Source organism: Streptococcus constellatus subsp. constellatus (genome assembly GCF_023167545.1).
GTDB lineage: Bacteria > Bacillota > Bacilli > Lactobacillales > Streptococcaceae > Streptococcus > Streptococcus constellatus.
Window position 1 is genome coordinate 1,724,595 of the sequence record NZ_AP014647.1, and the last position, 21,159, is coordinate 1,745,753.

The 21,159-nt window shown below is 40.6% G+C and carries 33 protein-coding genes and 1 pseudogene; 1 reads left to right on the forward strand and 33 read right to left on the reverse strand.

The genetic code is table 11. The features are described 5' to 3' along the window. Nucleotides 1–5: 5 nt before the first annotated feature. From SCSC_RS08485 to tgt, 33 genes and pseudogenes are all read right to left on the reverse strand, one after another. Complete coding sequence (locus tag SCSC_RS08485) at nt 6–488, reverse strand: sigma-70 RNA polymerase sigma factor region 4 domain-containing protein (protein WP_037598771.1); 483 nt, start codon at nt 486–488, stop codon at nt 6–8. Between the two features lie 431 nt (nt 489–919). Next, nucleotides 920–1,306, reverse strand: a complete 387-nt coding sequence (gene rplQ / locus SCSC_RS08490) for a 50S ribosomal protein L17 (protein ID WP_003071313.1) — start codon at nt 1,304–1,306, stop codon at nt 920–922. Between the two features lie 11 nt (nt 1,307–1,317). Then, on the reverse strand, nt 1,318–2,256 hold the full coding sequence (locus SCSC_RS08495; protein ID WP_003071316.1) for a DNA-directed RNA polymerase subunit alpha: 939 nt from the start codon (nt 2,254–2,256) through the stop codon (nt 1,318–1,320). Nucleotides 2,257–2,300: 44 nt separating this feature from the next. Further along, complete coding sequence (gene rpsK, locus SCSC_RS08500) at nt 2,301–2,684, reverse strand: 30S ribosomal protein S11 (RefSeq protein WP_001118385.1); 384 nt, start codon at nt 2,682–2,684, stop codon at nt 2,301–2,303. A 19-nt stretch (nt 2,685–2,703) separates the two neighbouring features. Beyond that, nucleotides 2,704–3,069 carry a 30S ribosomal protein S13 gene (rpsM, locus tag SCSC_RS08505; RefSeq protein ID WP_002262317.1) on the reverse strand — a complete coding sequence of 122 codons (366 nt, stop codon included), beginning with the start codon at nt 3,067–3,069 and terminating at the stop codon, nt 2,704–2,706. Between the two features lie 15 nt (nt 3,070–3,084). Then, nucleotides 3,085–3,201: a 50S ribosomal protein L36 gene (gene rpmJ / locus SCSC_RS08510; RefSeq protein WP_001808836.1), complete on the reverse strand. Its 117-nt coding sequence runs from the start codon at nt 3,199–3,201 to the stop codon at nt 3,085–3,087. Between the two features lie 24 nt (nt 3,202–3,225). Next, a complete protein-coding gene (gene infA / locus SCSC_RS08515) occupies nt 3,226–3,444 on the reverse strand; it encodes a translation initiation factor IF-1 (RefSeq protein ID WP_001029883.1) in 219 nt (72 codons plus the stop codon). A 116-nt stretch (nt 3,445–3,560) separates the two neighbouring features. Beyond that, on the reverse strand, nt 3,561–4,199 hold the full coding sequence (locus tag SCSC_RS08520) for an adenylate kinase (RefSeq protein ID WP_006270468.1): 639 nt from the start codon (nt 4,197–4,199) through the stop codon (nt 3,561–3,563). Nucleotides 4,200–4,442: 243 nt separating this feature from the next. Continuing rightward, on the reverse strand, nt 4,443–5,750 hold the full coding sequence (secY, locus tag SCSC_RS08525) for a preprotein translocase subunit SecY (RefSeq protein WP_006270498.1): 1,308 nt from the start codon (nt 5,748–5,750) through the stop codon (nt 4,443–4,445). Nucleotides 5,751–5,762: 12 nt separating this feature from the next. Next, nucleotides 5,763–6,203: a 50S ribosomal protein L15 gene (gene rplO / locus SCSC_RS08530; protein WP_006270493.1), complete on the reverse strand. Its 441-nt coding sequence runs from the start codon at nt 6,201–6,203 to the stop codon at nt 5,763–5,765. Between the two features lie 160 nt (nt 6,204–6,363). Continuing rightward, a complete protein-coding gene (rpmD, locus tag SCSC_RS08535; RefSeq protein ID WP_006270516.1) occupies nt 6,364–6,546 on the reverse strand; it encodes a 50S ribosomal protein L30 in 183 nt (60 codons plus the stop codon). 13 nt (nt 6,547–6,559) lie between these two features. Next, complete coding sequence (rpsE, locus tag SCSC_RS08540; RefSeq protein ID WP_006269137.1) at nt 6,560–7,054, reverse strand: 30S ribosomal protein S5; 495 nt, start codon at nt 7,052–7,054, stop codon at nt 6,560–6,562. Between the two features lie 18 nt (nt 7,055–7,072). Beyond that, the gene (gene rplR, locus SCSC_RS08545) at nt 7,073–7,429 is read right to left on the reverse strand and encodes a 50S ribosomal protein L18 (RefSeq protein WP_003040651.1); all 357 of its coding nucleotides are present in this window, start codon (nt 7,427–7,429) and stop codon (nt 7,073–7,075) included. Nucleotides 7,430–7,510: 81 nt separating this feature from the next. Beyond that, nucleotides 7,511–8,047 (reverse strand): 50S ribosomal protein L6, encoded by a 537-nt coding sequence (gene rplF / locus SCSC_RS08550; protein WP_003071322.1) that lies wholly within the window; start codon nt 8,045–8,047, stop codon nt 7,511–7,513. Between the two features lie 194 nt (nt 8,048–8,241). Continuing rightward, nucleotides 8,242–8,640 carry a 30S ribosomal protein S8 gene (gene rpsH, locus SCSC_RS08555; protein WP_003071323.1) on the reverse strand — a complete coding sequence of 133 codons (399 nt, stop codon included), beginning with the start codon at nt 8,638–8,640 and terminating at the stop codon, nt 8,242–8,244. 168 nt (nt 8,641–8,808) lie between these two features. After that, nucleotides 8,809–8,994 carry a type Z 30S ribosomal protein S14 gene (locus SCSC_RS08560; protein ID WP_006270514.1) on the reverse strand — a complete coding sequence of 62 codons (186 nt, stop codon included), beginning with the start codon at nt 8,992–8,994 and terminating at the stop codon, nt 8,809–8,811. Nucleotides 8,995–9,011: 17 nt separating this feature from the next. Continuing rightward, the gene (gene rplE, locus SCSC_RS08565; RefSeq protein ID WP_003071324.1) at nt 9,012–9,554 is read right to left on the reverse strand and encodes a 50S ribosomal protein L5; all 543 of its coding nucleotides are present in this window, start codon (nt 9,552–9,554) and stop codon (nt 9,012–9,014) included. Nucleotides 9,555–9,577: 23 nt separating this feature from the next. Next, complete coding sequence (gene rplX, locus SCSC_RS08570; RefSeq protein ID WP_003071325.1) at nt 9,578–9,883, reverse strand: 50S ribosomal protein L24; 306 nt, start codon at nt 9,881–9,883, stop codon at nt 9,578–9,580. Nucleotides 9,884–9,959: 76 nt separating this feature from the next. Then, complete coding sequence (rplN, locus tag SCSC_RS08575; RefSeq protein ID WP_003071326.1) at nt 9,960–10,328, reverse strand: 50S ribosomal protein L14; 369 nt, start codon at nt 10,326–10,328, stop codon at nt 9,960–9,962. A gap of 25 nt (nt 10,329–10,353) precedes the next feature. Next, a complete protein-coding gene (gene rpsQ / locus SCSC_RS08580; protein WP_003026542.1) occupies nt 10,354–10,614 on the reverse strand; it encodes a 30S ribosomal protein S17 in 261 nt (86 codons plus the stop codon). A gap of 27 nt (nt 10,615–10,641) precedes the next feature. Further along, nucleotides 10,642–10,848: a 50S ribosomal protein L29 gene (gene rpmC / locus SCSC_RS08585; protein ID WP_003071328.1), complete on the reverse strand. Its 207-nt coding sequence runs from the start codon at nt 10,846–10,848 to the stop codon at nt 10,642–10,644. A gap of 9 nt (nt 10,849–10,857) precedes the next feature. After that, entirely contained in the window at nt 10,858–11,271 is a 414-nt protein-coding gene (gene rplP, locus SCSC_RS08590; protein WP_003062852.1) for a 50S ribosomal protein L16, read from the reverse strand. A gap of 3 nt (nt 11,272–11,274) precedes the next feature. Then, a complete protein-coding gene (rpsC, locus tag SCSC_RS08595) occupies nt 11,275–11,928 on the reverse strand; it encodes a 30S ribosomal protein S3 (protein WP_003071330.1) in 654 nt (217 codons plus the stop codon). A gap of 12 nt (nt 11,929–11,940) precedes the next feature. Further along, the gene (gene rplV, locus SCSC_RS08600) at nt 11,941–12,285 is read right to left on the reverse strand and encodes a 50S ribosomal protein L22 (RefSeq protein WP_006270470.1); all 345 of its coding nucleotides are present in this window, start codon (nt 12,283–12,285) and stop codon (nt 11,941–11,943) included. 14 nt (nt 12,286–12,299) lie between these two features. Beyond that, nucleotides 12,300–12,578, reverse strand: coding sequence for a 30S ribosomal protein S19 (rpsS, locus tag SCSC_RS08605; protein ID WP_000533765.1), 279 nt, complete (start codon nt 12,576–12,578; stop codon nt 12,300–12,302). Nucleotides 12,579–12,664: 86 nt separating this feature from the next. Further along, nucleotides 12,665–13,498 carry a 50S ribosomal protein L2 gene (gene rplB, locus SCSC_RS08610; RefSeq protein WP_003071334.1) on the reverse strand — a complete coding sequence of 278 codons (834 nt, stop codon included), beginning with the start codon at nt 13,496–13,498 and terminating at the stop codon, nt 12,665–12,667. A gap of 17 nt (nt 13,499–13,515) precedes the next feature. Next, nucleotides 13,516–13,812: a 50S ribosomal protein L23 gene (locus SCSC_RS08615; protein ID WP_006270464.1), complete on the reverse strand. Its 297-nt coding sequence runs from the start codon at nt 13,810–13,812 to the stop codon at nt 13,516–13,518. Beyond that, nucleotides 13,812–14,435, reverse strand: coding sequence for a 50S ribosomal protein L4 (rplD, locus tag SCSC_RS08620; protein WP_003029483.1), 624 nt, complete (start codon nt 14,433–14,435; stop codon nt 13,812–13,814). Before rplD ends, SCSC_RS08615 begins: the two co-directional genes overlap by 1 nt. A 24-nt stretch (nt 14,436–14,459) precedes the next feature. Next, entirely contained in the window at nt 14,460–15,086 is a 627-nt protein-coding gene (rplC, locus tag SCSC_RS08625) for a 50S ribosomal protein L3 (protein ID WP_003029484.1), read from the reverse strand. 203 nt (nt 15,087–15,289) lie between these two features. Next, on the reverse strand, nt 15,290–15,598 hold the full coding sequence (rpsJ, locus tag SCSC_RS08630) for a 30S ribosomal protein S10 (protein WP_002894478.1): 309 nt from the start codon (nt 15,596–15,598) through the stop codon (nt 15,290–15,292). Between the two features lie 515 nt (nt 15,599–16,113). Continuing rightward, nucleotides 16,114–17,931, reverse strand: coding sequence for an acyltransferase family protein (locus tag SCSC_RS08635; RefSeq protein WP_006270509.1), 1,818 nt, complete (start codon nt 17,929–17,931; stop codon nt 16,114–16,116). A 179-nt stretch (nt 17,932–18,110) separates the two neighbouring features. Continuing rightward, nucleotides 18,111–18,756, reverse strand: a pseudogene (locus tag SCSC_RS08640) (uridine kinase family protein). A gap of 25 nt (nt 18,757–18,781) precedes the next feature. Then, entirely contained in the window at nt 18,782–19,924 is a 1,143-nt protein-coding gene (tgt, locus tag SCSC_RS08645) for a tRNA guanosine(34) transglycosylase Tgt (RefSeq protein WP_006270505.1), read from the reverse strand. A 200-nt stretch (nt 19,925–20,124) separates the two neighbouring features. Between tgt and SCSC_RS08650 the strand changes: the two genes are divergently transcribed. Beyond that, the gene (locus SCSC_RS08650; RefSeq protein WP_006270502.1) at nt 20,125–20,970 is read left to right on the forward strand and encodes a DUF975 family protein; all 846 of its coding nucleotides are present in this window, start codon (nt 20,125–20,127) and stop codon (nt 20,968–20,970) included. Nucleotides 20,971–21,159 lie beyond the last annotated feature (189 nt).

Sequence of the window (21,159 nt, forward strand, 5' to 3'; positions counted from 1 at the left end):
TTCCTCTAGCTTTTTCTTTCATCGTAATCTTGTAAGTAGGCCCGTAACTCCCGAAGCATCGCTTGGCGTCCTTGAAACCGTTCATCTGCTAGTAAGCGCTCATACTGTTCTTGTTTCTCTGGACTTAGCTGCTTTTGATAGCTCTTTAGTTGGGCTCGGAGAATCACCAATTCATCCAAATAGAGTTCTTTCAGGCTGAGCTTGTGACCTATCTCGCTCACTTCCTCATAAGCTTGACGGTCTAGTTTGCGCTTTTGGCTTTCTTGTTTGCGCAGGATGTCCTTGATGTGATTACGGAACTTGGTCTTATAGTAAACATAGAGACGACTTTCTGACTCTACCAGTTGCGGATAGCGACTCACCAACTCATATAAGACCAGCATCCCTTCTTGGTCCCAATCACTTAACTCCCACAGGTGGACATAATATTCCCGGCGACACTTCAGTACGATCCCTCTCACTTTGTCATACAACTCCTTGAAGTCCATTTCATAACCCTCCTTTTTTCTTTAGTATAACAAGGAGAGGAACATTTGGCTTCCTTCTTTTCTCTTCCGACTTCTATTTGTGCCTTTCTGACAACCTTAGCTCAAGCAATTACACTTCTGGGATAAATTGTGAACGTTGAGAGAGAAGAGGTTATCTCTATATCGAAAAATTGTATTCATTCTCTCCATTTAAATTTATACAGTCCTCTATACGAATTTGTTTCTGCCGAAGAATCCTCACAGAGATTACGAAATTTAAATAACGCCTGCTTACGAAATTGCTTTTCCTATAAAAGCAATTTCGTAAACAAGCGTCTACGGTGATTATCATAAGATGAGTGTTCCCGCTAGGAAAATCCTAGCGGTAGACCAGAGCTAGACTAAGAGTAACTTGACTCCATCATCATAACACTCAACAAAATTGATAAAAATTATACTAATTCAATGATAGCCATTGGCGCTGCATCACCACGACGTGGTTCGGTTTTAAGGATACGAGTATATCCTCCTTTACGTTCTGCATAACGAGGTGCTAAATCAGAGAATAGTTTTTGAAGGGCAGTAGTTGAAGTATATTTTGCTGTTTCTTCATCATAGTTTTCTGATGCAATTTCATTACGTACATAAGCTGCTGCTTGACGGCGTGCATGCAAGTCTCCTCGTTTACCCAAGGTAATCATTTTTTCTACTGTTTTACGGATTTCTTTTGCACGAGCTTCTGTCGTCACGATTGATTCATTGATAATCAAGTCAGTGGTTAAATCGCGAAGCATTGCTTTACGTTGTGAGCTAGTGCGTCCTAGTTTACGGTAAGCCATGTTTTCCTCCTTTATTTATCGTTTTTTAATCCAAGACCGAGATCAGAAAGTTTTACTTTTACCTCTTCAAGACTCTTCCGTCCTAGATTTCTTACTTTCATCATTTCAGGTTCAGTTTTTTCTGTCAAATCAAATACAGTATTGATACCAGCTCGTTTCAAGCAGTTGTATGAACGAACTGATAAATCCAATTCCTCAATTGTACGATCTAACACACGATCATCTGAAACTTTTTCTGTTTCTTTCATTACATCGGTAGATTTTGCCACTTCAGTTAAATTAGTGAATAAATCCAAATGTTGCGTTAAAATACGCGCAGAAAGTCCCAAGGCATCTTCTGGAATAATCGTTCCGTCTGTCATGATTTCAAGAGTTAATTTATCAAAACCATCATTGCTACCAACGCGAGCTGGTTCAACTTGGTAATTAACCTTTTTCACCGGCGTATAGATTGAATCTACCGCAAGCGTTCCTACTGGTGCATCATCTTTTTTATTTTCATCAGCCGGCACATAACCACGCCCTGCATTTACAGTCATAATAGCTTTTAAGCTAGCGCCTTCACCGATTGTAAAAAGATAATGATCAGGATTTACAATTTCAATATCACTATCTGTCAAAATATCACCGGCAGTAATTTCTGCAGGACCTTCAACATCCAGTTCAATCGTCTTTTCGTCTTCGACGTAAGATTTTACAGCAATCCCTTTGACGTTCAGAATGATTTGCATCACATCTTCACGGACACCTGGAACTGTATCGAATTCGTGCAATACACCTTCAATATTGATAGATGTTACAGCAGCACCTGGTAGAGATGCAAGAAGTACACGACGAAGTGAGTTCCCAAGCGTTGTACCATAACCACGTTCTAGTGGTTCTACTACAAATATGCCGTAGTCTTTATTTTCATCAATTTTTGTTATATTTGGTTTTTCAAACTCAATCATTTAGTTACTCCCTCTTAAACGAAAAGCAGTGTAATGGTTTATGATTATACACGGCGACGTTTTGGAGGACGAGCACCATTGTGTGGCACAGGAGTCACATCACGAATAGCTGTTACTTCAAGACCAGCGGCAGCAAGAGCACGAATAGCTGACTCACGACCAGAACCTGGACCTTTAACAGTAACTTCAACTGATTTAAGACCGTGTTCTTGTGCAGATTTTGCAGCAGCTTCAGATGCCATTTGGGCAGCAAATGGTGTAGATTTACGAGAACCTTTAAATCCAAGAGCTCCAGCAGATGACCAAGCAATTGCGTTACCATGCACATCAGTAATCATAACAATAGTGTTGTTAAATGTAGCGTGAATATGAGCAATACCAGATTCGATATTTTTCTTCACACGACGTTTACGTGTTGGTTTAGCCAAGACTTTTTACCTCCTTATATTATTTTTTCTTACCAGCAATCGCAACAGCTTTCCCTTTACGAGTGCGAGCGTTGTTCTTAGTGTTTTGTCCACGTACAGGAAGTCCACGACGATGACGGATTCCACGATATGAACCAATTTCCATCAAACGCTTGATGTTTAAGTTTACTTCGCGGCGAAGGTCACCTTCAACTTTGATAGCATCAACTTCACGACGGATAGCATCTTCCTGATCAGATGTTAAATCTTTCACACGAATATCTTCTGAAACTCCAGCAGCAGCCAAAATTTTCTTAGAAGTTGGAAGACCGATACCGTATACATAAGTAAGTGAAACAACTACACGTTTGTCATTTGGAATATCAACTCCAGCAATACGAGCCATTTTTTCTCCTTTCTATTATCCTTGACGTTGTTTGTGTTTTGGGTTTGCTGGGCAAATTACCATAACACGACCATTACGACGAATAACTTTACAGTATTCGCAAATTGGTTTGACCGATGGTCTTACTTTCATTTTTTATCCCTCCAAGTATTTCGATTATTTAAAGCGGTAGGTGATCCGTCCACGTGTCAAATCATATGGACTCATCTCGACAGTAACACGGTCTCCCGCTAAAATACGAATATAATTTTTACGAATTTTACCAGAAACTGTTGCCAAAATCTGATGTCCATTTTCAAGTTCAACCGTAAACATTGCATTTGGCATGGTATCAACAACCTTGCCTTCAACTTCAATCACATCGTCTTTTGCCACGCAAAAGCACCTCCCTAAATTTCGATTCGTTCCTCTGGACACAGAGGTAACAATTATAAGTCAGACTAATTCATTGTATCACTACTTGTCAAATATTGCAAGCTTGAAAAACGCTTTTATTTCAAATTCATCAAGACTTTTTCGATGTCAGCAAAGACTGCATCAATTTCTTGGTTACCTTGAATATCGTGAACCAAACCTTGAGCGCGATAATGATCAATAATCGGCTGACCTTGTGCAATGTTGACATCCAAACGACGTTTCACTGTTTCAGGTTTGTCATCTTCACGTTGGTAATAATCTTCTTCATTATAATCTGCTGGTGGATTAAATACTTTATGGAAAGTTTCTCCCGTTTTTTTATGAATAATCCGTCCACTCAAGCGCTCTAGTAGACTATTCGGGTCTACTTCAATATTGACAACCCCATCCAAAACAAGACCAAGGGCAGTCAATATCTCATCCAACGCATGAGCTTGCTCAATGGTGCGTGGGTAACCGTCTAACAAAAAGCCTTTTTCTTTAATATCATCTTGTGATAGTCGTTCTTTGACAATTCCATTGGTCACTTCATCAGGTACTAATTCGCCTTTGTCAATGTATGATTTAGCAAGTACACCCATTTCAGTTTGGTTTGCCATAGCTGCACGAAACATATCTCCCGTTGAAATATGTACAACACCAAATTTCTCAACGATTTTGGCTGCTTGTGTTCCCTTGCCTGCGCCTGGCAAGCCTATAATCAAAAGATTCATAATCCTTCTCCTTTTTTGTTTTTAAACAAATCTATTAATTAACAGCATTTCATAAACTTATTTAAAAACAAAATAGAAAGAGTGGGACAGACTTCAGAAAATCTATGATTTTCGATTTGCTCTCCCACCCCGCAACATAGTTGATTCAAGATGAAAACAAAAGCTTATTTTCATCATCAACCATTGCGTTCGTTATTTAACGCAAATTGCTTTTCAAGTTAAAGTATCTTTCTTTACTTTATTCTATTCTGTTGTATTCATAAAGCCAGTATATTTTCTCTTTAGAAGATAACCTTCAAGTTGTTTCATTCCTTCAATACCAGTCGCAATAATAATCAACAAACTAGTACCACCCAAAGCAACAGCATCTGTCAATCCAAACAAATCCTTGGCCAAAATCGGTAAAATCGAAATAAAGCCTAAGAAAAGTGAACCAACTGTTGCCAAGCGACGAAGCAACTTGGACATGTATTCCTCTGTACCTTTACCAGGACGTACGCCATGGATATAAGCACCACTCTTTTGCAAATTTTCTGCTGTTTTCTCTGGATTGATTTGTACAAATGTATAGAAAAATGTAAACAAAATAATCAGGAGCGCATACATCGCAATTCCACTTGCCGTTGTGGTTGCAAACAAGGACTGTGCCACTCGAACCCACTGTGCGTTGTGGCCTGTAGCTGTCAAGAATTGGAAGATAGCTGCAGGTGCAGCTGTGATTGAACTTGCAAAGATAACCGGAATAACACCAGCCGGATTGACTTTTAAAGGAAGATACGAACTAGAAGGCGCCCCTTGAGCAATCTTTGTATACTGAATTGGAATTTTATATTCTGCCTGTTGAACGAATGTTGTAAAGTAAACAATAAGTAAAACGGCTATAAGCAGAATAGTAACAAAAATGATAGAGGAAGTAATACGGCTGCTCGGTATATTAACAAAGTAGTCTACATATATACTTTTAATCATTCCTGGGATTGCTGCTACGATACCTGCAAAGATAATCATAGAAACACCATTACCATACCCTTTATCTGTAATTTGCTCCCCTAACCAGGTCACAATCATAGAACCCGTTGTTAAAAGAAAGCCAATTAGCAAATACGTTTGCCAGTTAGGTGTTGCTACTAATTTTGCACTCGATAAGGTATGGAAACCTGCTGTAATACCAATAGATTGAACAAATGCCAAAACTAAGGAAATATAGCGCGTTGCTTGATTTAACTTTCTTCGTCCAACCTCGCCTTGTTTTCCCCATTCTACAAATTTAGGTAAAATATCCATTTGGAGTAGTTGTACAACAATGGATGCGGTAATGTAAGGACTAACTCCCAATGCAAAAACTGAGAAATTCCGCAATGCATTACCTGAGACAAGACTAAGCATGTTTAGAAAGGAAAGCCCATTAAGAGCTTGCAAGCTTTTGGCATTAACACCCGGAACAGTAATCGTCGTTCCAATTCTAAATACTAATACAATGAAAATTGTAAATAGAATTTTAGAACGGACTTGTTTAATTTTTAATGCATCTTTTAATAGTTTAAAAAACATAGGTCACCCCACTTAGATGACTTCCGCTGAACCACCTTTAGCAGTGATAGCTTCTTCGGCTGATTTAGAAAATTTAGCTGCTTTAACAGTCAATTTCTTCGTTAATTCACCATTACCAAGAATCTTAACACCAGATTTTTCAGCTTTTACAATTCCTGCTTCAACAAGAACAACTGGAGTTACTTCTGTTCCATCTTTAAAAACATTCAATTGATCAAGATTGACAATTGCATATTCTTTACGATTGATGTTTAAGAAACCACGTTTTGGCATACGACGGAACAATGGTGTTTGTCCACCTTCAAAGCCAAGACGAACTTTTCCACCACTACGAGCTTTTTGACCTTTTTGACCGCGGCCAGAAGTTTTACCATTACCTGATGAAGTACCACGACCAACACGATTGCGGACTTTACGAGAACCTGTAGCAGGTTGTAATTCATGAAGTTTCATTATTATTTTCTCCTCTTTTGTAAAATGCTAGCGCTCGCAGCAGGGAAAAGGTGTCCCTACTGCAAACTCGCCTATACACATATTTAGTTTTAGGGGCTGAGAAATTTCTCCCATCCCCTAATTTATTTTCAAGTTAAAGTTTTGCAGCAAAAATTTTTGCTTACTTTACTTCTTCAACAGTTATCAAATGAGAAACAGCTGTAATCATACCACGAACGGCAGCATTGTCTTCTTTGATAACTGAGCTGTTCAATTTGCCAAGTCCAAGTGCTACAACAGTTTTACGTTGTGACGGGATGCGTCCGATTGGAGACTTAGTCAAAGTAATTTTAATTTGAGCCATGTTATCTCCTTTCTTATGCCAAGTCAGAAACTGAAATACCACGAAGGGCAGCAACTTCTTCAGCGCGTTTTAATTGTTTCAAACCTTCAACAGTTGCACGAACAATGTTGATTGGAGTGTTAGAGCCAAGCGATTTAGATGTTACATCTGCCACACCTGCCAATTCGATAACGGCACGAACAGCGCCGCCAGCAGCAACTCCAGAACCTTCTACAGCTGGTTTCAACAATACTTTAGCTCCACCAAATTCTGAAAGAACTTCGTGAGGAATTGTTGTGCCAACCATTGGTACTTCAATCAAATTTTTCTTCGCATCTTCAACTGCCTTGCGAATAGCTTCTGGTACTTCTTGAGCTTTACCAGTACCGAAGCCTACACGACCATTACGGTCACCGACAACTACAAGAGCTGCAAAACGAAGACGACGTCCACCTTTAACAACTTTAGTAACACGGTTAATCGCAACTACGCGTTCTTCAAGTTCAACTGCATTGTCTTTAAATGCCATTTTCTAGTGTCCTCCCTATTAGAATTTCAATCCGTTTTCACGAGCTGCATCAGCCAAAGCTTTTACACGTCCGTGATAGAGATATCCACCGCGGTCAAACACCACTTCAGAAATACCTTTAGCAACTGCACGTTCAGCAACGAGTTTACCAACAACAACGGCTTGTTCAGTCTTAGTTCCTTTTGAAACTTCTTTGTCAAGAGTTGAAGCGCTTGCGAGCGTTACACCCGCTACGTCATCAATTACTTGAGCGTAGATGCCTGTATTAGAACGAAAAACGTTCAAACGTGGGCGATCAGCAGTTCCAGAGAGTTTTCCGCGAACGCGACGATGGCGTTTTTGGCGGACTTTGTTTTTATCTGGTTTCGAAATCACAATTTTCACCTCTTAATTTTATTGTGTGCCTAAGCACAAAGTTGGAAATAATTATTTCGGTTGAAGAACAACCGTTTAACATTATTTACCTGTTTTACCTTCTTTACGGCGAACAAATTCACCAACGTAGCGGATACCTTTACCTTTATATGGTTCTGGAGCACGCAGACTACGAATGTAAGCAGCAGTTTGCCCTACTACTTCTTTTGAAATTCCACTCACAACAATAGTCGTTGGATTTGGAAGTTCAAAAGTAATACCTTCAGGAGCTTCTACTTCATCTGGATGCGATTTACCAACTGAAAGCACAAGCTTTTTCCCTTGAAGTTGAGCACGGTAACCAACCCCGCGCATTTCAAGTTCTTTCTTGAAGCCTTCTGAGACACCATGAACCATGTTGTTCAAAAGGGCACGAGTTGTTCCGTGAATTGTTTTCATTTCTTTTGTATCGTTTGGACGGTGAAGTGTTAATTCTGTTCCTTCCACACGGATTTCAATATCTTTTGAGAACGTACGAGTGAGTTCTCCTTTAGGTCCTTTTACAGTTACTACGTTGTCCTTGTTGGTCAATTCAACACCAGCAGGCAATGGAATAACTTTATTACCAATACGTGACATGTTATTTTTCTCCTGTTAGATTATCAAGCCGCAAAGCGACTAGTTTTCACGGGGTTAAAGATACTTATTGTGTTCAATAGCTAAATTGAACACGCTCTAAGAACTGTGCAAAATAGATAAGTTGGCTGTTTTGTAAACAAACTGCTCCAACTTCCTAATTTTGCTTTGTTCTTTACGAGCTTTGTATCTTAATTTTACCAAACGTAGGCGATTACTTCCCCACCAACATTCTTTTGACGTGCTTCCTTATCGGTCAACAAGCCTTCAGATGTTGAAATGATTGCAATTCCAAGTCCATTTAAAACTTTTGGAAGATCTTCACGTTTTTTATAAACACGAAGCCCTGGAGTTGAAATACGTTTCAAACCAGTGATTACTTTTCCACCGTTTTGATCGTATTTCAAGAATACACGAATAACACCTTGTTTGTCATCTTCAATGTACTCAACGTTTTTCACAAAACCTTCGCGTTTAAGAATTTCAGCAATTCCTTTTTTAATGTTTGAAGCAGGTACTTCCAACACTTCGTGTTTTGCTTGGTTCGCATTACGAATACGTGTTAAAAAGTCTGCAATTGGGTCAGTCATAACCATTTTTATTTTCTCCTCTTACTAGTAGTTTGAAGCTTTCACTTGCTAGTTAATACATGATATAGAGAGCGTGACAGCTTTGGCAAAAAAGACCAATTTGCTTTGGAGCATCGCTCCTGCATCAAACTTCCTATTTTTACTGCGTTCTCTTAACGCTCTCACATCATAATATTACCAAGATGCTTTGGTAACGCCTGGAATTTGTCCTTTGTATGCCAATTCACGGAAGCAAACACGGCAAAGTTTAAATTTGCGGTAAACAGAATGTGGACGACCACAACGTTCGCAACGAGTGTAAGCTTGCGTAGAGAACTTCGCTGAGCGTTTGTTCTTAGCAATCATTGATTTTTTAGCCAATTTATTTACCTCCTAGATTATTTTGCAAAAGGCATTCCAAGGCCTGTAAGCAATTCACGTGATTCTTCATCGGTGTTAGCAGTTGTTACGATAACGATATCTAGACCGCGTGTCTTATCAACATCATCAAAGCTAATTTCTGGGAAAATCAACTGTTCTTTCACACCAAGTGTATAGTTTCCACGTCCATCAAATGATTTTGTTGGAACTCCGTGGAAGTCACGAACACGTGGAAGCGATACAGTAACCAATTTATCCAAAAACTCATACATACGTTCACCACGAAGAGTTACTTTAGCACCGATCGCTACACCTTCACGAAGACGGAAGCCGGCGATTGATTTTTTAGCTTTAGTAATAAGTGGTTTTTGACCTGAGATCAGAGCAAGCTCTTCAGCAGCTTTTTCAAGATTTTTAGCGTTTGAAACAGCGTCACCAACACCCATGTTCAAAACGATTTTATCCACTTTTGGCACAGCCATAACAGATGAGTAGTTGAACTTTTCAGTCAAAGCAGGAACTACTTCATTAAGATATTTTTCTTTTAAACGATTAGCCATTATACTTCTCCTTTCCTTCGTGATTAGTCAAGCACTTCGCCTGATTTTTTATTGTAACGAACTTTTTTGCCGTCTACAAACTTGTAGCCAACACGCCCTGCAACACCATTTTTGTCCAACACTTGAACGTTAGATACATGGATTGGTGCTTCTTTTTCTACGATAGCACCTTGAGGGTTTTCATTATTAGGTTTTTGGTGTTTCTTGATGATGTTTACACCTTCAACAACAACTTTATTTACCTTTGGAAGTGCGGCAATGACTTTGGCTTCAACACCTTTGTCCTTACCAGCAATCACGCGAACTTTGTCGCCAGTTTTTACAAACATTGGTTTCTCCTTTGATTTCTTACGCCTTGATAGGCACCCTATCTAATCAAAGATAGGGGACTTAGTTTGTTTGAGATTAAAGTACTTCTGGGGCAAGTGACACAATCTTCATGAATCCACCTTCACGCAATTCACGTGCAACTGGACCAAAGATACGAGTTCCGCGAGGAGTTTTATCATCACGGATAATCACTGCAGCGTTTTCGTCGAATTTGATGTATGAACCATCTTTACGACGAGCACCTGATTTAGTACGAACGATAACCGCTTTTACAACGTCACCTTTTTTAACCGTACCACCAGGAGTAGCTTGTTTTACAGATGCAACGATGACATCACCAATGCTAGCGAATTTGCGTTTTGAACCACCAAGAACTTTGATTGTCAAGATTTCGCGGGCACCGCTGTTGTCAGCAACTTTCAAACGAGTTTCTGTTTGAATCATTTAAGTTTTCTCCTTTCAGGTAAGATTAGATAATAACAGCTTCTTCTACAACTTCTACAAGACGGAAGCGTTTTGTAGCTGAAAGCGGACGAGTTTCCATGATACGAACGATGTCGCCTTCTTTAGCGATGTTATTTTCATCATGTGCTTTGTATTTTTTAGAGTAGTTAATACGCTTACCATAGACTGGGTGGTTACGTTTAGTTTCAACTACAACTGTGATTGTTTTATCCATCTTGTCAGAAACAACGCGTCCAACAAGAGTTTTACGTTGATTACGTTCCATTTTAGAATTTCTCCTTTCCCAAGTCTATTACTTAACTTCTGATTGAACAGTTTTGATACGAGCGATTTGTTTTTTCACTTCTTTCAAGCGTGCGGTTTGTTCTAATTGACCCGCTGCTGCTTGGAAACGAAGTTCAAACAATTCTTTCTTTAATTCATTTTCACGCTTCGCGAGTTCTTCTTGAGAAAGACCACGAAGTTCTTTAACAAATTCTTTTACTTCATTAAGTTTCATGCCTTCTCCTTATTCAGCTTCACGTTTTACGAATTTTGTTTTAACTGGTAATTTGTGGCTTGCAAGACGAAGGGCTTCACGAGCAACTTCTTCTGATACACCAGCGATTTCAAACATCACTTTGCCACGTTTAACGGGTGCAACCCAACCTTCTGGAGCACCTTTCCCAGATCCCATACGCACACCGATAGCTTTGGCAGTGTATGATTTATGTGGGAAGATTTTAATCCAAACTTTACCACCACGTTTCATGTAACGCGTCATAGCGATACGGGCAGCTTCGATTTGGCGGTTTGTGATCCAATGGCTAGTAGTTGCTTGAAGACCATATTCTCCAAATGCTACTTCTTTACCACCTTTAGCTTCACCGCGCATTTTACCACGAAATTCGCGACGGTGTTTAACACGTTTAGGTACTAACATTGGTTATTTACCTCCTTTAGTGTTTTTACGAGCCGGAAGAACTTCTCCGCGGTAAATCCAAACTTTAACACCAAGTTTACCGTAAGTAGTATCTGCTTCTTCCCAAGCGTAGTCAATATCTGCGCGAAGTGTGTGAAGTGGAACAGTTCCTTCAGAATATCCTTCTGCACGAGCGATATCTGCACCGTTCAAACGACCAGATACTTGAGTTTTAATCCCTTTAGCACCAGCACGCATAGTACGTTGGATAGCTTGTTTTTGAGCACGGCGGAAAGCAACACGTTGCTCTAACTGGCGAGCAATACCTTCACCAACAAGATGAGCATCTAAATCTGGTGATTTGATTTCAATGATGTTGATGTGGACTTGTTTTCTAGTCAATTTGTTAAGTTTTGCACGAAGTGCATCAACGTTTGCACCACCTTTACCGATAACCATACCTGGTTTGGCAGTGTGAAGGGAAACATTTACTTTGTTTACTGCGCGTTCGATTTCAATAGTTGAAACAGCTGCGTCAGCTAATTCTTTTTGAATGAATTTACGGATTGCAAGATCTTCATGAAGGTAATCCGCGTATTCTTTTTCAGCATACCATTTGGCATCCCAGTCACGGATGATACCGACACGCATACCTATTGGATGTACTTTTTGACCCACGATTTTACCTCCTTATTTTTCTGCAACAACCACTGTGATGTGGCCAGTGCGTTTGTTGATTGGTGAAGCTGAACCTTTCGCACGTGGACGGAAACGTTTCATGGTTGGTCCTTCGTTTGCGTAAGCTTCAGATACTACCAAGTTTGCTTTTTCCAAACCAAAGTTGTTTTCTGCGTTAGCGATTGCTGAATTGAGCACTTTTTCGATAATGCCAGCAGCTTTGTTTGGAGTGAATTTCAAGATTGCGATTGCGTCAGCGACATCTTTCCCACGGATATTGTCCAAAACCAGACGAGATTTGCGAGGGGAAACGCGCACTGTACGAGCCATTGCTTTAGCTGAAGTAATTTCTGCCATGTCCTTCTCCTCTCTTATCTACGTGTCTTCTTATCGTCAGCTGCGTGACCCTTGTAAGTACGAGTTGGCGCAAACTCACCAAGCTTGTGACCTACCATGTCTTCCTGAATATATACAGGTACATGCTTGCGGCCGTCATAGACTGCGATTGTATATCCGATGAAACTTGGGAAGATCGTTGAACGACGTGACCAAGTTTTGATGACTTTTTTCTTTTCGTCGTTGGCTTGAGCTTCAACTTTCTTCATCAAATGCTCATCGACGAAAGGTCCTTTTTTAAGACTGCGTCCCATTTTTATATTTTCTCCTTTAAAATAAGTACCACAGCGGCCTGCGCTGCTAAGCAGCGCTACCGAGCTGGCGGATAGATTGTTTTAGATTATTTCTCGTTGCGACGACGAACGATGAGTTTGTCAGATTTCGCTTTTTTATTACGAGTTTTAAGTCCAAGAGCAGGTTTGCCCCATGGAGTAGATGGCGCTTTACGACCAACTGGTGCTTTACCTTCACCACCACCGTGCGGGTGATCGTTAGGGTTCATTACAGAACCGCGAACTGTTGGGCGAATACCTTTCCAACGGCTACGTCCTGCTTTACCAAGATTAACCAAACCGTGTTGTTCATTTCCGACAACACCAACCGTGGCACGGCAAGTGCCAAGAATCATACGAACTTCACCAGATTGAAGACGAACAAGGACGTATTTCCCTTCTTGTCCCAACACTTGAGCAGAAGCTCCGGCAGCACGTACTAATTCACCGCCATGACCTGGTTTCAATTCAATATTATGAATCAATGTACCGACTGGGATATTAGCGAGTGGAAGAGCGTTTCCGACCTTGATATCTGCTTCTGGTCCAGAAACGATGCGTTGGCCAACTTCAAGACCCTTAGGAGCGATGATATAAGCTTTCACACCATCAGTGTAATGTACAAGAGCGATATTCGCTGAACGATTTGGATCGTATTCAATTGTTTTAACGACTGCTTCAACACCATCTTTATTGCGTTTGAAGTCAATCAAACGATAGTGGCGTTTGTGTCCGCCGCCTTGGTGACGAACAGTGATACGACCGTTGTTGTTACGACCGGCTTTGTTGTTCAAAGAAACAAGCAAAGTTTTTTCTGGAGTGCTCGTTGTGATTTCGGCAAAATCCAAAGAAGTCATATTACGGCGACCATTTGTAGTTGGTTTATAAACTCTGATTCCCACGATATTTCCTCCTTAGATTATTCTGCTTCAGCACCAAACAACTCGATTGCTTTAGAATCAGCTGTAAGAGTGATGATAGCTTTTTTAGTTTTATTTGTAAAACCAGTATAACGCCCTACACGTTTTGCTTTTGGTTTTACATTGATTGTGTTCACGTTTGCAACCTTTACTCCATCAAAAGCAGCTTCAACTGCTTGTTTGATAAGAAGCTTATGAGCATGAGTGTCCACCTCAAATACGTATTTACCTTCTTCAAGAAGAGCCATTGAGCTTTCTGTAATGATAGGCTTTTTGATTACGTCATACAAATTCATTATGCAAGAACCTCCTCAATTGTAGAGATAGCTTCTTTAGTAACAAGAAGTTTGTCGCTATTTACGATGTCAAGAACACTTGCAGTTGTTGCAGTTGCAACTTTCACATTTGGAAGGTTACGAGCTGAAAGTGCAGCAAATTCATTTCCTTCTTCAAGAATTACAAGTACTTTTGAATCAATGCTAAGCGCAGCAAGTACTTTCGCAAACTCAGCAGTTTTTGGAGCTGTAAATGAAAGGCTGTCTACAGCTACGAATTTGTTTTCAGCAACTTTTTCAGAATAAACTGATTTAAGTGCCAATCTACGAACTTTTTGTGGAAGTTTGTAGGCATATGAACGAGGAGTTGGACCAAATACGGTACCACCACCACGCCATTGTGGAGAGCGAATAGAACCTTGACGCGCACGTCCAGTTCCTTTTTGACGCCATGGTTTGCGTCCGCCACCTGATACTGCAGAGCGGTTTTTAACAGCGTGAGTTCCTTGACGAAGACTTGCACGTTGACTGATGACAACATCAAATACAACTGATTCATTTGGTTCGATACCAAACACTGCATCATTAAGAACTACTTCACCAGCTTCTTTACCAGTTTGGTCAAATAATTTTACGTTTGCCATTGTGACTGATTTCCCCTTTCCTTATTATTTACCAGCTTTAACTGCTGATTTGATCGTGATAAGAGATTTCTTAGCACCAGGTACGTTACCTTTGATAAGGATAACGTTTTTCTCTGGAACAACTTGTGCGATCTCAAGGTTTTGAATTGTTACACGATTTCCACCCATACGACCTGCCAAGTGTTTATTTTTGAAAACACGGTTAGGCGCAACTGGTCCCATTGAACCAGGACGACGGTGATAACGAGAACCGTGAGCCATTGGCCCACGAGATTGACCGTGGCGTTTGATAACACCTTGGAAACCTTTACCTTTTGAAGTTCCTGTTACATCAACAACATCGCCGGCTGCGAAAGTGTCAACTGTAATTTCTGCACCAACTTCTAAGCCTTCAATGTTTTTGAATTCACGAATGAAGCGCTTAGGAGCCGTGTTAGCTTTTGCTACATGTCCTTTAGCAGGTTTGTTGCTCAATACGTCACGAAGATCGTCAAAACCAACTTGAACTGCGTTGTAACCATCTGTTTCAACTGTTTTCACTTGAAGAACAACGTTTGGAGCTGCTTCAACAACAGTCACAGGGATTAATTCGCCAGCTTCAGTGAAGATTTGAGTCATTCCCACTTTTTTCCCTAAGATTCCTTTTGTCATGAGAAAATGTTTCCTTTTCTATAGTTTTTTCAAAAAGTTTTTAACGAGCGTTTTTCATGCTCAAGATTAAGATACCAAGGGCGTCAAGAGCGAAGCAAAAATAGAAAACTGACGCCGTGTTCGATGAACACTAGGAAGTTTATCTTTTTTGCACGGCTCTTAGCCTGTGTTCAATTTCACTTGAACGATTTCTTAATATTTGATTAAAGTTTAATCTCTACGTTCACACCACTTGGAAGATCCAATTTCATCAAAGCGTCAACTGTTTTTTGAGTTGGGTTAATGATGTCGATCAAACGTTTATGCGTACGCATTTCAAATTGTTCGCGAGAATCTTTATATTTATGAGTCGCACGAATGATTGTGTAGAGGCTGCGTTCAGTTGGAAGTGGGATTGGACCTGCAACTTCAGCGCCTGTACGAGTAGCAGTTTCTACGATTTTTGCAGCCGCTGTGTCAAGTGTACGATGTTCGTAAGCTTTCAAACGGATGCGGATTTTTTTGTTTGCCATCTTTTTCTCCTTTTTCGTCTATTTAAGATAATAGGCTAGCTCCACAAGAAAACCGACAGGCGATCACGTGGCAATGCAACCGAGCGTGTCGCAACCTCTTGCATCAAAGCTATAGACTGTTTTTCACAGCACCATAATATCTTAACACAAAGAACCAAGCATTGCAAGGGATTTGAGCAAGCTTTTTAGTTTTTTTATTTGAAAGCGTTCCCCTTTCTTATTGAGCTTTTACTATCTTCTGAAAAAGCAAGAGATTAAATATAGAAATCTTTATTAGTCGTAAGTACCAACACAAAAAAATCAAGTCTCATTTAAAATGAGGCTTGACATTTACAAATCATTTTTTCTTTAATCTGAATAAGTAGAATTGCTTGGATAAGAAGACAATCTGCCCCTTCCACGCTTAAAGTCAGTTTGTTTCCTACATGCTTAGTTGAAAGGCTTGCACAGATTTTTAACTACTAGGATAAATCGAATGATCAATACAAACTTGCACTTCCCCATGCACTAAGAATTTACTTGTGCTTTACAGGCCCATCCGCTGCTTTTGTGACAGCCTTTTGAATTTCCTGCGCATAGAGTCGACCACCTGCAGCAATTGTGTCGGCATCTTCTCCAAAGTGGATATGATCACTACCTACCCAGATTTCTGGGTGCTGCTTGGCAGTAGTGTTCCAATCGGCAATGGTGACGTAAGCATATTTCTTGGCTAACTCTCTGGCATATTGCGCATGTTTTTCGGCGACAGGATTGTCATATTTGTCTGAATTACCATCGTAAGGAGTTACCAGAATAAGCCGATGTCCCTTCGGTAAGGTCTTGACCAACTCATTCAGTTCTTCTTCGTAGTTAAAGACAATATTAACACCGGTTGCTACCACGACGGTCTTGAGCAAGCCGCCAGCTGCGGCATTATTGCTCATAATTTCGCGAGCCTGAGCTGTATTGCGACTGCCTTGAGCATCGACTTGTGCATCCGGCAGGACTTCCTTCAGCGGAGTACTAGCCCGTAAGGTAACGGAGTCACCAATAATCGTCACACCATCTGCAATATTGTAACTACTAGCTTCTCCTTTTTCTGCAAGACTTTTAGTCCGATTTAGCTTGGTGTCAGCCTGATGAAGACCATTGACTAGCATATCTGTCTCAAATGCCCCAATCTTCGGAGCAAGTCCGATAGCCAGCAGGCTGATAAGAAGCAAACCTACGGAACTCATTGCCAAGACCTTTTTCAACTGCGTAAAATGCAAGTCCCAACCGAGAAAAGCAGGGGATTTCCCAGCAATGATTGGCTCAATAACATAAAAGGACAGTCCAGCAAAAGCAAGAGAAAGAAGACTTGTTAACATCACCGCAGGCAGATTGCCCATCAGCTGTGAAAAAATCGTGTAGAAAGGCCAATGGAAAAGATAGACTCCATAACTCGTATCAGCAATCACTGTCAAAACTAGTGGTTCTTTTAGGTCAGGAGTCTTCTCATGCAAGATCCGTGTAGCCAATATCATAGCCGCCGCTGACAAACTAGCCAAAAGAAAACCAAGCAAATAGGTAAAAAGCGAATCAAACTTGACCCAAAGCATCATCACGCCTAAGAGACCCGCTCCCGCCGCAAAGACCAGACAAGCCTCTCGCAAAGACCAGGAGCGAATTATTTTCTTTAACAGGCCTGTCATCTGTTTGATACCGGTCAAGGTCGCTAGGATACTGCCGACAAAGAAAGGATAAATGTGAGTCCAGGTCGAGAAATAAAGCTCCGAAAAACTGAGTCCTAAAAGGCTGCCAATAAACATACTGAGAAAGCTGATAAGCAAACCAAACGAAGACAGCAAAAAGATACTGCCCCTCAGCTGACCGGCTGTTTTGCAATATTGAGCTAGGAACCAGATGGCCAGTCCCCAAAGTAGATAATAATGAACCTCTACAGCCAGACTCCAGTTATGGACAAATAAATGCGGAATAAACTGAGCCTCGTAGCTTCCGCCCGTCATCATTTCGTAAAAGTTAGTCACAAATCCCATGACTGCTGCAACCTGCGTTCCAATACCGGCTACAAAATCCCGCCGAATCAAAAAGGTAAAGGGCATGACCACCAATACCATGACGATGACAGGGGGAACAATCCGATAAAAACGCCGTCGAAAGAAGGCTAGAAGCTCTATTTTTTTACTCTGAGAAAACTCATCAATCAAGAGCGCTGTAATCAGAAAACCTGAAAAGGTAAAAAAGACATCAACACCGAGAAATCCCCCAGGAAATAATTTTTGAAAAAAGTGATACAAGAGAACCAGCAATAAGCCTGTCACTCGAACCATTGAAAACCATTTGATACGCATATTTCTCCTAAATCCTTTTCACTACTGCTACAGACCGACCAACTCCCGCAAGCCTACATCACTGCTGAGTCAAGCAAGCCAAAAATTCTGTTAATTGCTGCATTTAGCAACGTTGCTATAAAATCTATTTTATTCTATTTTACCAAAAAATAAGCCAAAAAAACAAAAGACCTGGAATTTTATTTTCCAAGTCCATTGCTTATTTTATCTATTCCAAAGCCCTCTTCAGTCTGGCTGATGAGAAAATCAGCCTCTTCCTGATACATTTTATAGTAGTGTTCATATTGCTGGCGGCGGCTGGTGTGCACTTGCCGAATCCAGTGCACATCGCGACCTCGAACGGCTGTATCTCGAGCCAAGCGGCGCTCCAGCTCTGTCCCCTCATCTGTGTGAAAGCAAATAGATAAATCAAACAGATTCTTTGGTAAAAAAGCTGCTGACATGCCTTCTACTATTAAAATCGGCTTTTGAGCTGACAAGCGGAGGCTGGATGCCCAAGCTGTACCTATCGTCAAGATATCCAGACCAGACTGCAAAGCACGAATATCTCGTTCTAGACTACTGAGCTCATGAACAGCCGGGAGATAGGCTGTTACTTTTTGATGAGGAAAATCCTTAGAACTGAGCAAATCTCGATACTCTCCAACAATTACGTAAGGATCTGTTGCCAGCAGATTGGCTCGTTCCTCACCCAGAATTAGTTGGAGTTTTCGAGCGAAAGTTGACTTGCCTGAAGCACCAATGACCGTAAATACGCAGGGTATGTTTTTGGTCGTCTGACAGATATGCTGTCAATCTTTCCAGCAATTTTTCTTCATCAGACATAGTTTATCCTTTCAAATAAAATTTCTTAAAAATTCCTCTTGGATCGATTGTAGCCGTAACGCTCGACAAAGTCTTCACGAAATTCTAGTAAATTATCATCTAAAATAGCTTGACGAACCTTTTTCATCAGATTAACCAAGAAATAAAGATTATGATAGCTAGTTAGACGCAAGCCAAATGTTTCATCAGCTTTTAGTAAATGACGAATATAGGCTCGTGTGTAATTTTTACACGTATAACAATCGCAATCATGGTCTAGTGGTGTAAAATCTTCTGCAAACTGAGCATTCTTAATCACCAAACGTCCTTCGCTGGTCATACAGGTACCGTTTCTGGCAATCCGAGTTGGCAGGACGCAATCAAACATATCAACGCCCCGAATCACACCGTCTATCAAACTATCCGGCGCTCCAACTCCCATGAGATAGCGAGGTTTGCTTTCGGGCAGCATAGGCGTTGTGAAGTCTAGCACTGCATTCATCTCTTCGTGAGACTCTCCGACAGCTAGCCCACCGATAGAATAACCTGGAAAATCCATGCTGACCAAATCATGCGCCGATTGACGACGCAGATCTTCAAAACCAGCTCCCTGCACAATCCCAAAGAGTCCTTGATCGTGAGAGCGACTGTGAGCTTTAAGCCCACGCTCTGCCCAGCGACTCGTCCGCTCAATGGATTTCTTGACATAATCATATGGTTGGTAGAACTGCGGGCATTCATCAAAAGACATCATGATGTCACTTCCCAGATTGTTCTGAATAGAAATCGCTTTTTCTGGCGACAAAAACATCTTAGAGCCGTTTAGGTGATTTTTAAAGGTCACACCCTCTTCTGTGATATTGCGGCTGTCTGCCAAGGAATAAACCTGAAAACCTCCGCTATCCGTTAGAATAGCTTGATCCCAGTTCATGAACTTGTGCAGCCCACCCGCACGAGCAATCAGCTCATTACCTGGTCGCAACCAGAGATGGTAAGTATTGGCCAAGATGATACCAGAGCCCATTTGCTTGAGCTCCTCAGGAGACTGAGTCTTGACCGTAGCCTGAGTGCCGACCGGCATAAACATAGGTGTTGGAAAGGTGCCATGAGGTGTGATAATCTCTCCCAAGCGAGCACCTGTGTGCTTTTCTTTTTTAATCAAACGATACTGAATCGGTGAATCTGACATTTTTACCTCCGATGCTGGGAAAAACAGTCCCAGATCTTCATTCTATAGTGTGTGAGTTTCACTTGCTCACAACATCCTGTATGATTTTATCAAAAAAAAGAGGAAAGATAAAGCAGTAATTTTTTCAAAAGGTTTTCTGCTAGCTATGATTAACTTGACTCCAAAATATGGTATAATATGTTTCAAATTAGGAGGCAAATATGAATTTAAGTGAATTGCGGGCAGAGGCTCGTCGTATCCAACGTCAAACCAAAGGTATCTATGCACTCTTTTTAGTACCAATTCTAACGGCGATTATTTCCGTTGTTTACAATTATTCTTCAGATACCTTTCCCAATAATATCTTACAATATGGCATTCAAAAGACGATTATCCACGGAATCAATCGTTCTCTTTTCCCAATCGCGATTAGTTTTATCGTATCTTTCTTTTTGACGGCTGCTTTTTGGACCTTACTGGAAGTCATTCGTGGAAAACGGCAAGAGGTGCATTTTACAGATTCAGTTCGGACTTTTGATAGTAAAGTAATTGGTCCTGTTTTCATGACACTTTTGCTCAAACGTGTATTACTATTTCTGTGGAATATTTTCGTCTGGATTGGAAGCGGCATGATGATTCTGGCTAGTTTTAGTGTCATAAAACTCCTCCCCAATTCTCAAGCTCTCTCACAAAATACTGCACTTCAAACAACTGTTGGGACATTGTTACTTTATATTCTAATCGGTTTTATTTTGATGGTAATCGGTATTATTATTGCACTTCCTCAATATTACGCTTATTCGCAAGTAGAATTTATTCTTTGTGACACATTAGAAAACCAGAGCTATGAGAGCGCCTTTAAAATCATCCGTGCAAGTCGCCAAATGATGAAAGGTTATAAAGGAAAGCGATTTGTTCTTGATTTAACCTTTATCGGTTGGTACTTACTAAGCGCTATTACTTTTGGCATTGCTTCCATTTACGTTTATCCTTACGTTTATACAGCTCAATCTCTTTTCTATGAAGCTGTGCTAAAAGAACAAGATCAGACTCCAATTTTTTATTAATTTCTTGTGTGAAACAATTGGCAATCCAACAAAAGACTTGAATAAACTGTTCAGGTCTTTTGAGTTGTATCCATTTTTCGTAAAGTGATTCCGCTAAAGTGTTCTATTGCAAACTTTACATGAAAAAAGCCACCAATGGGTGACTTTTATTAGGGAGATTATTATGAAAAAGTTTAGGATTTCTATCAA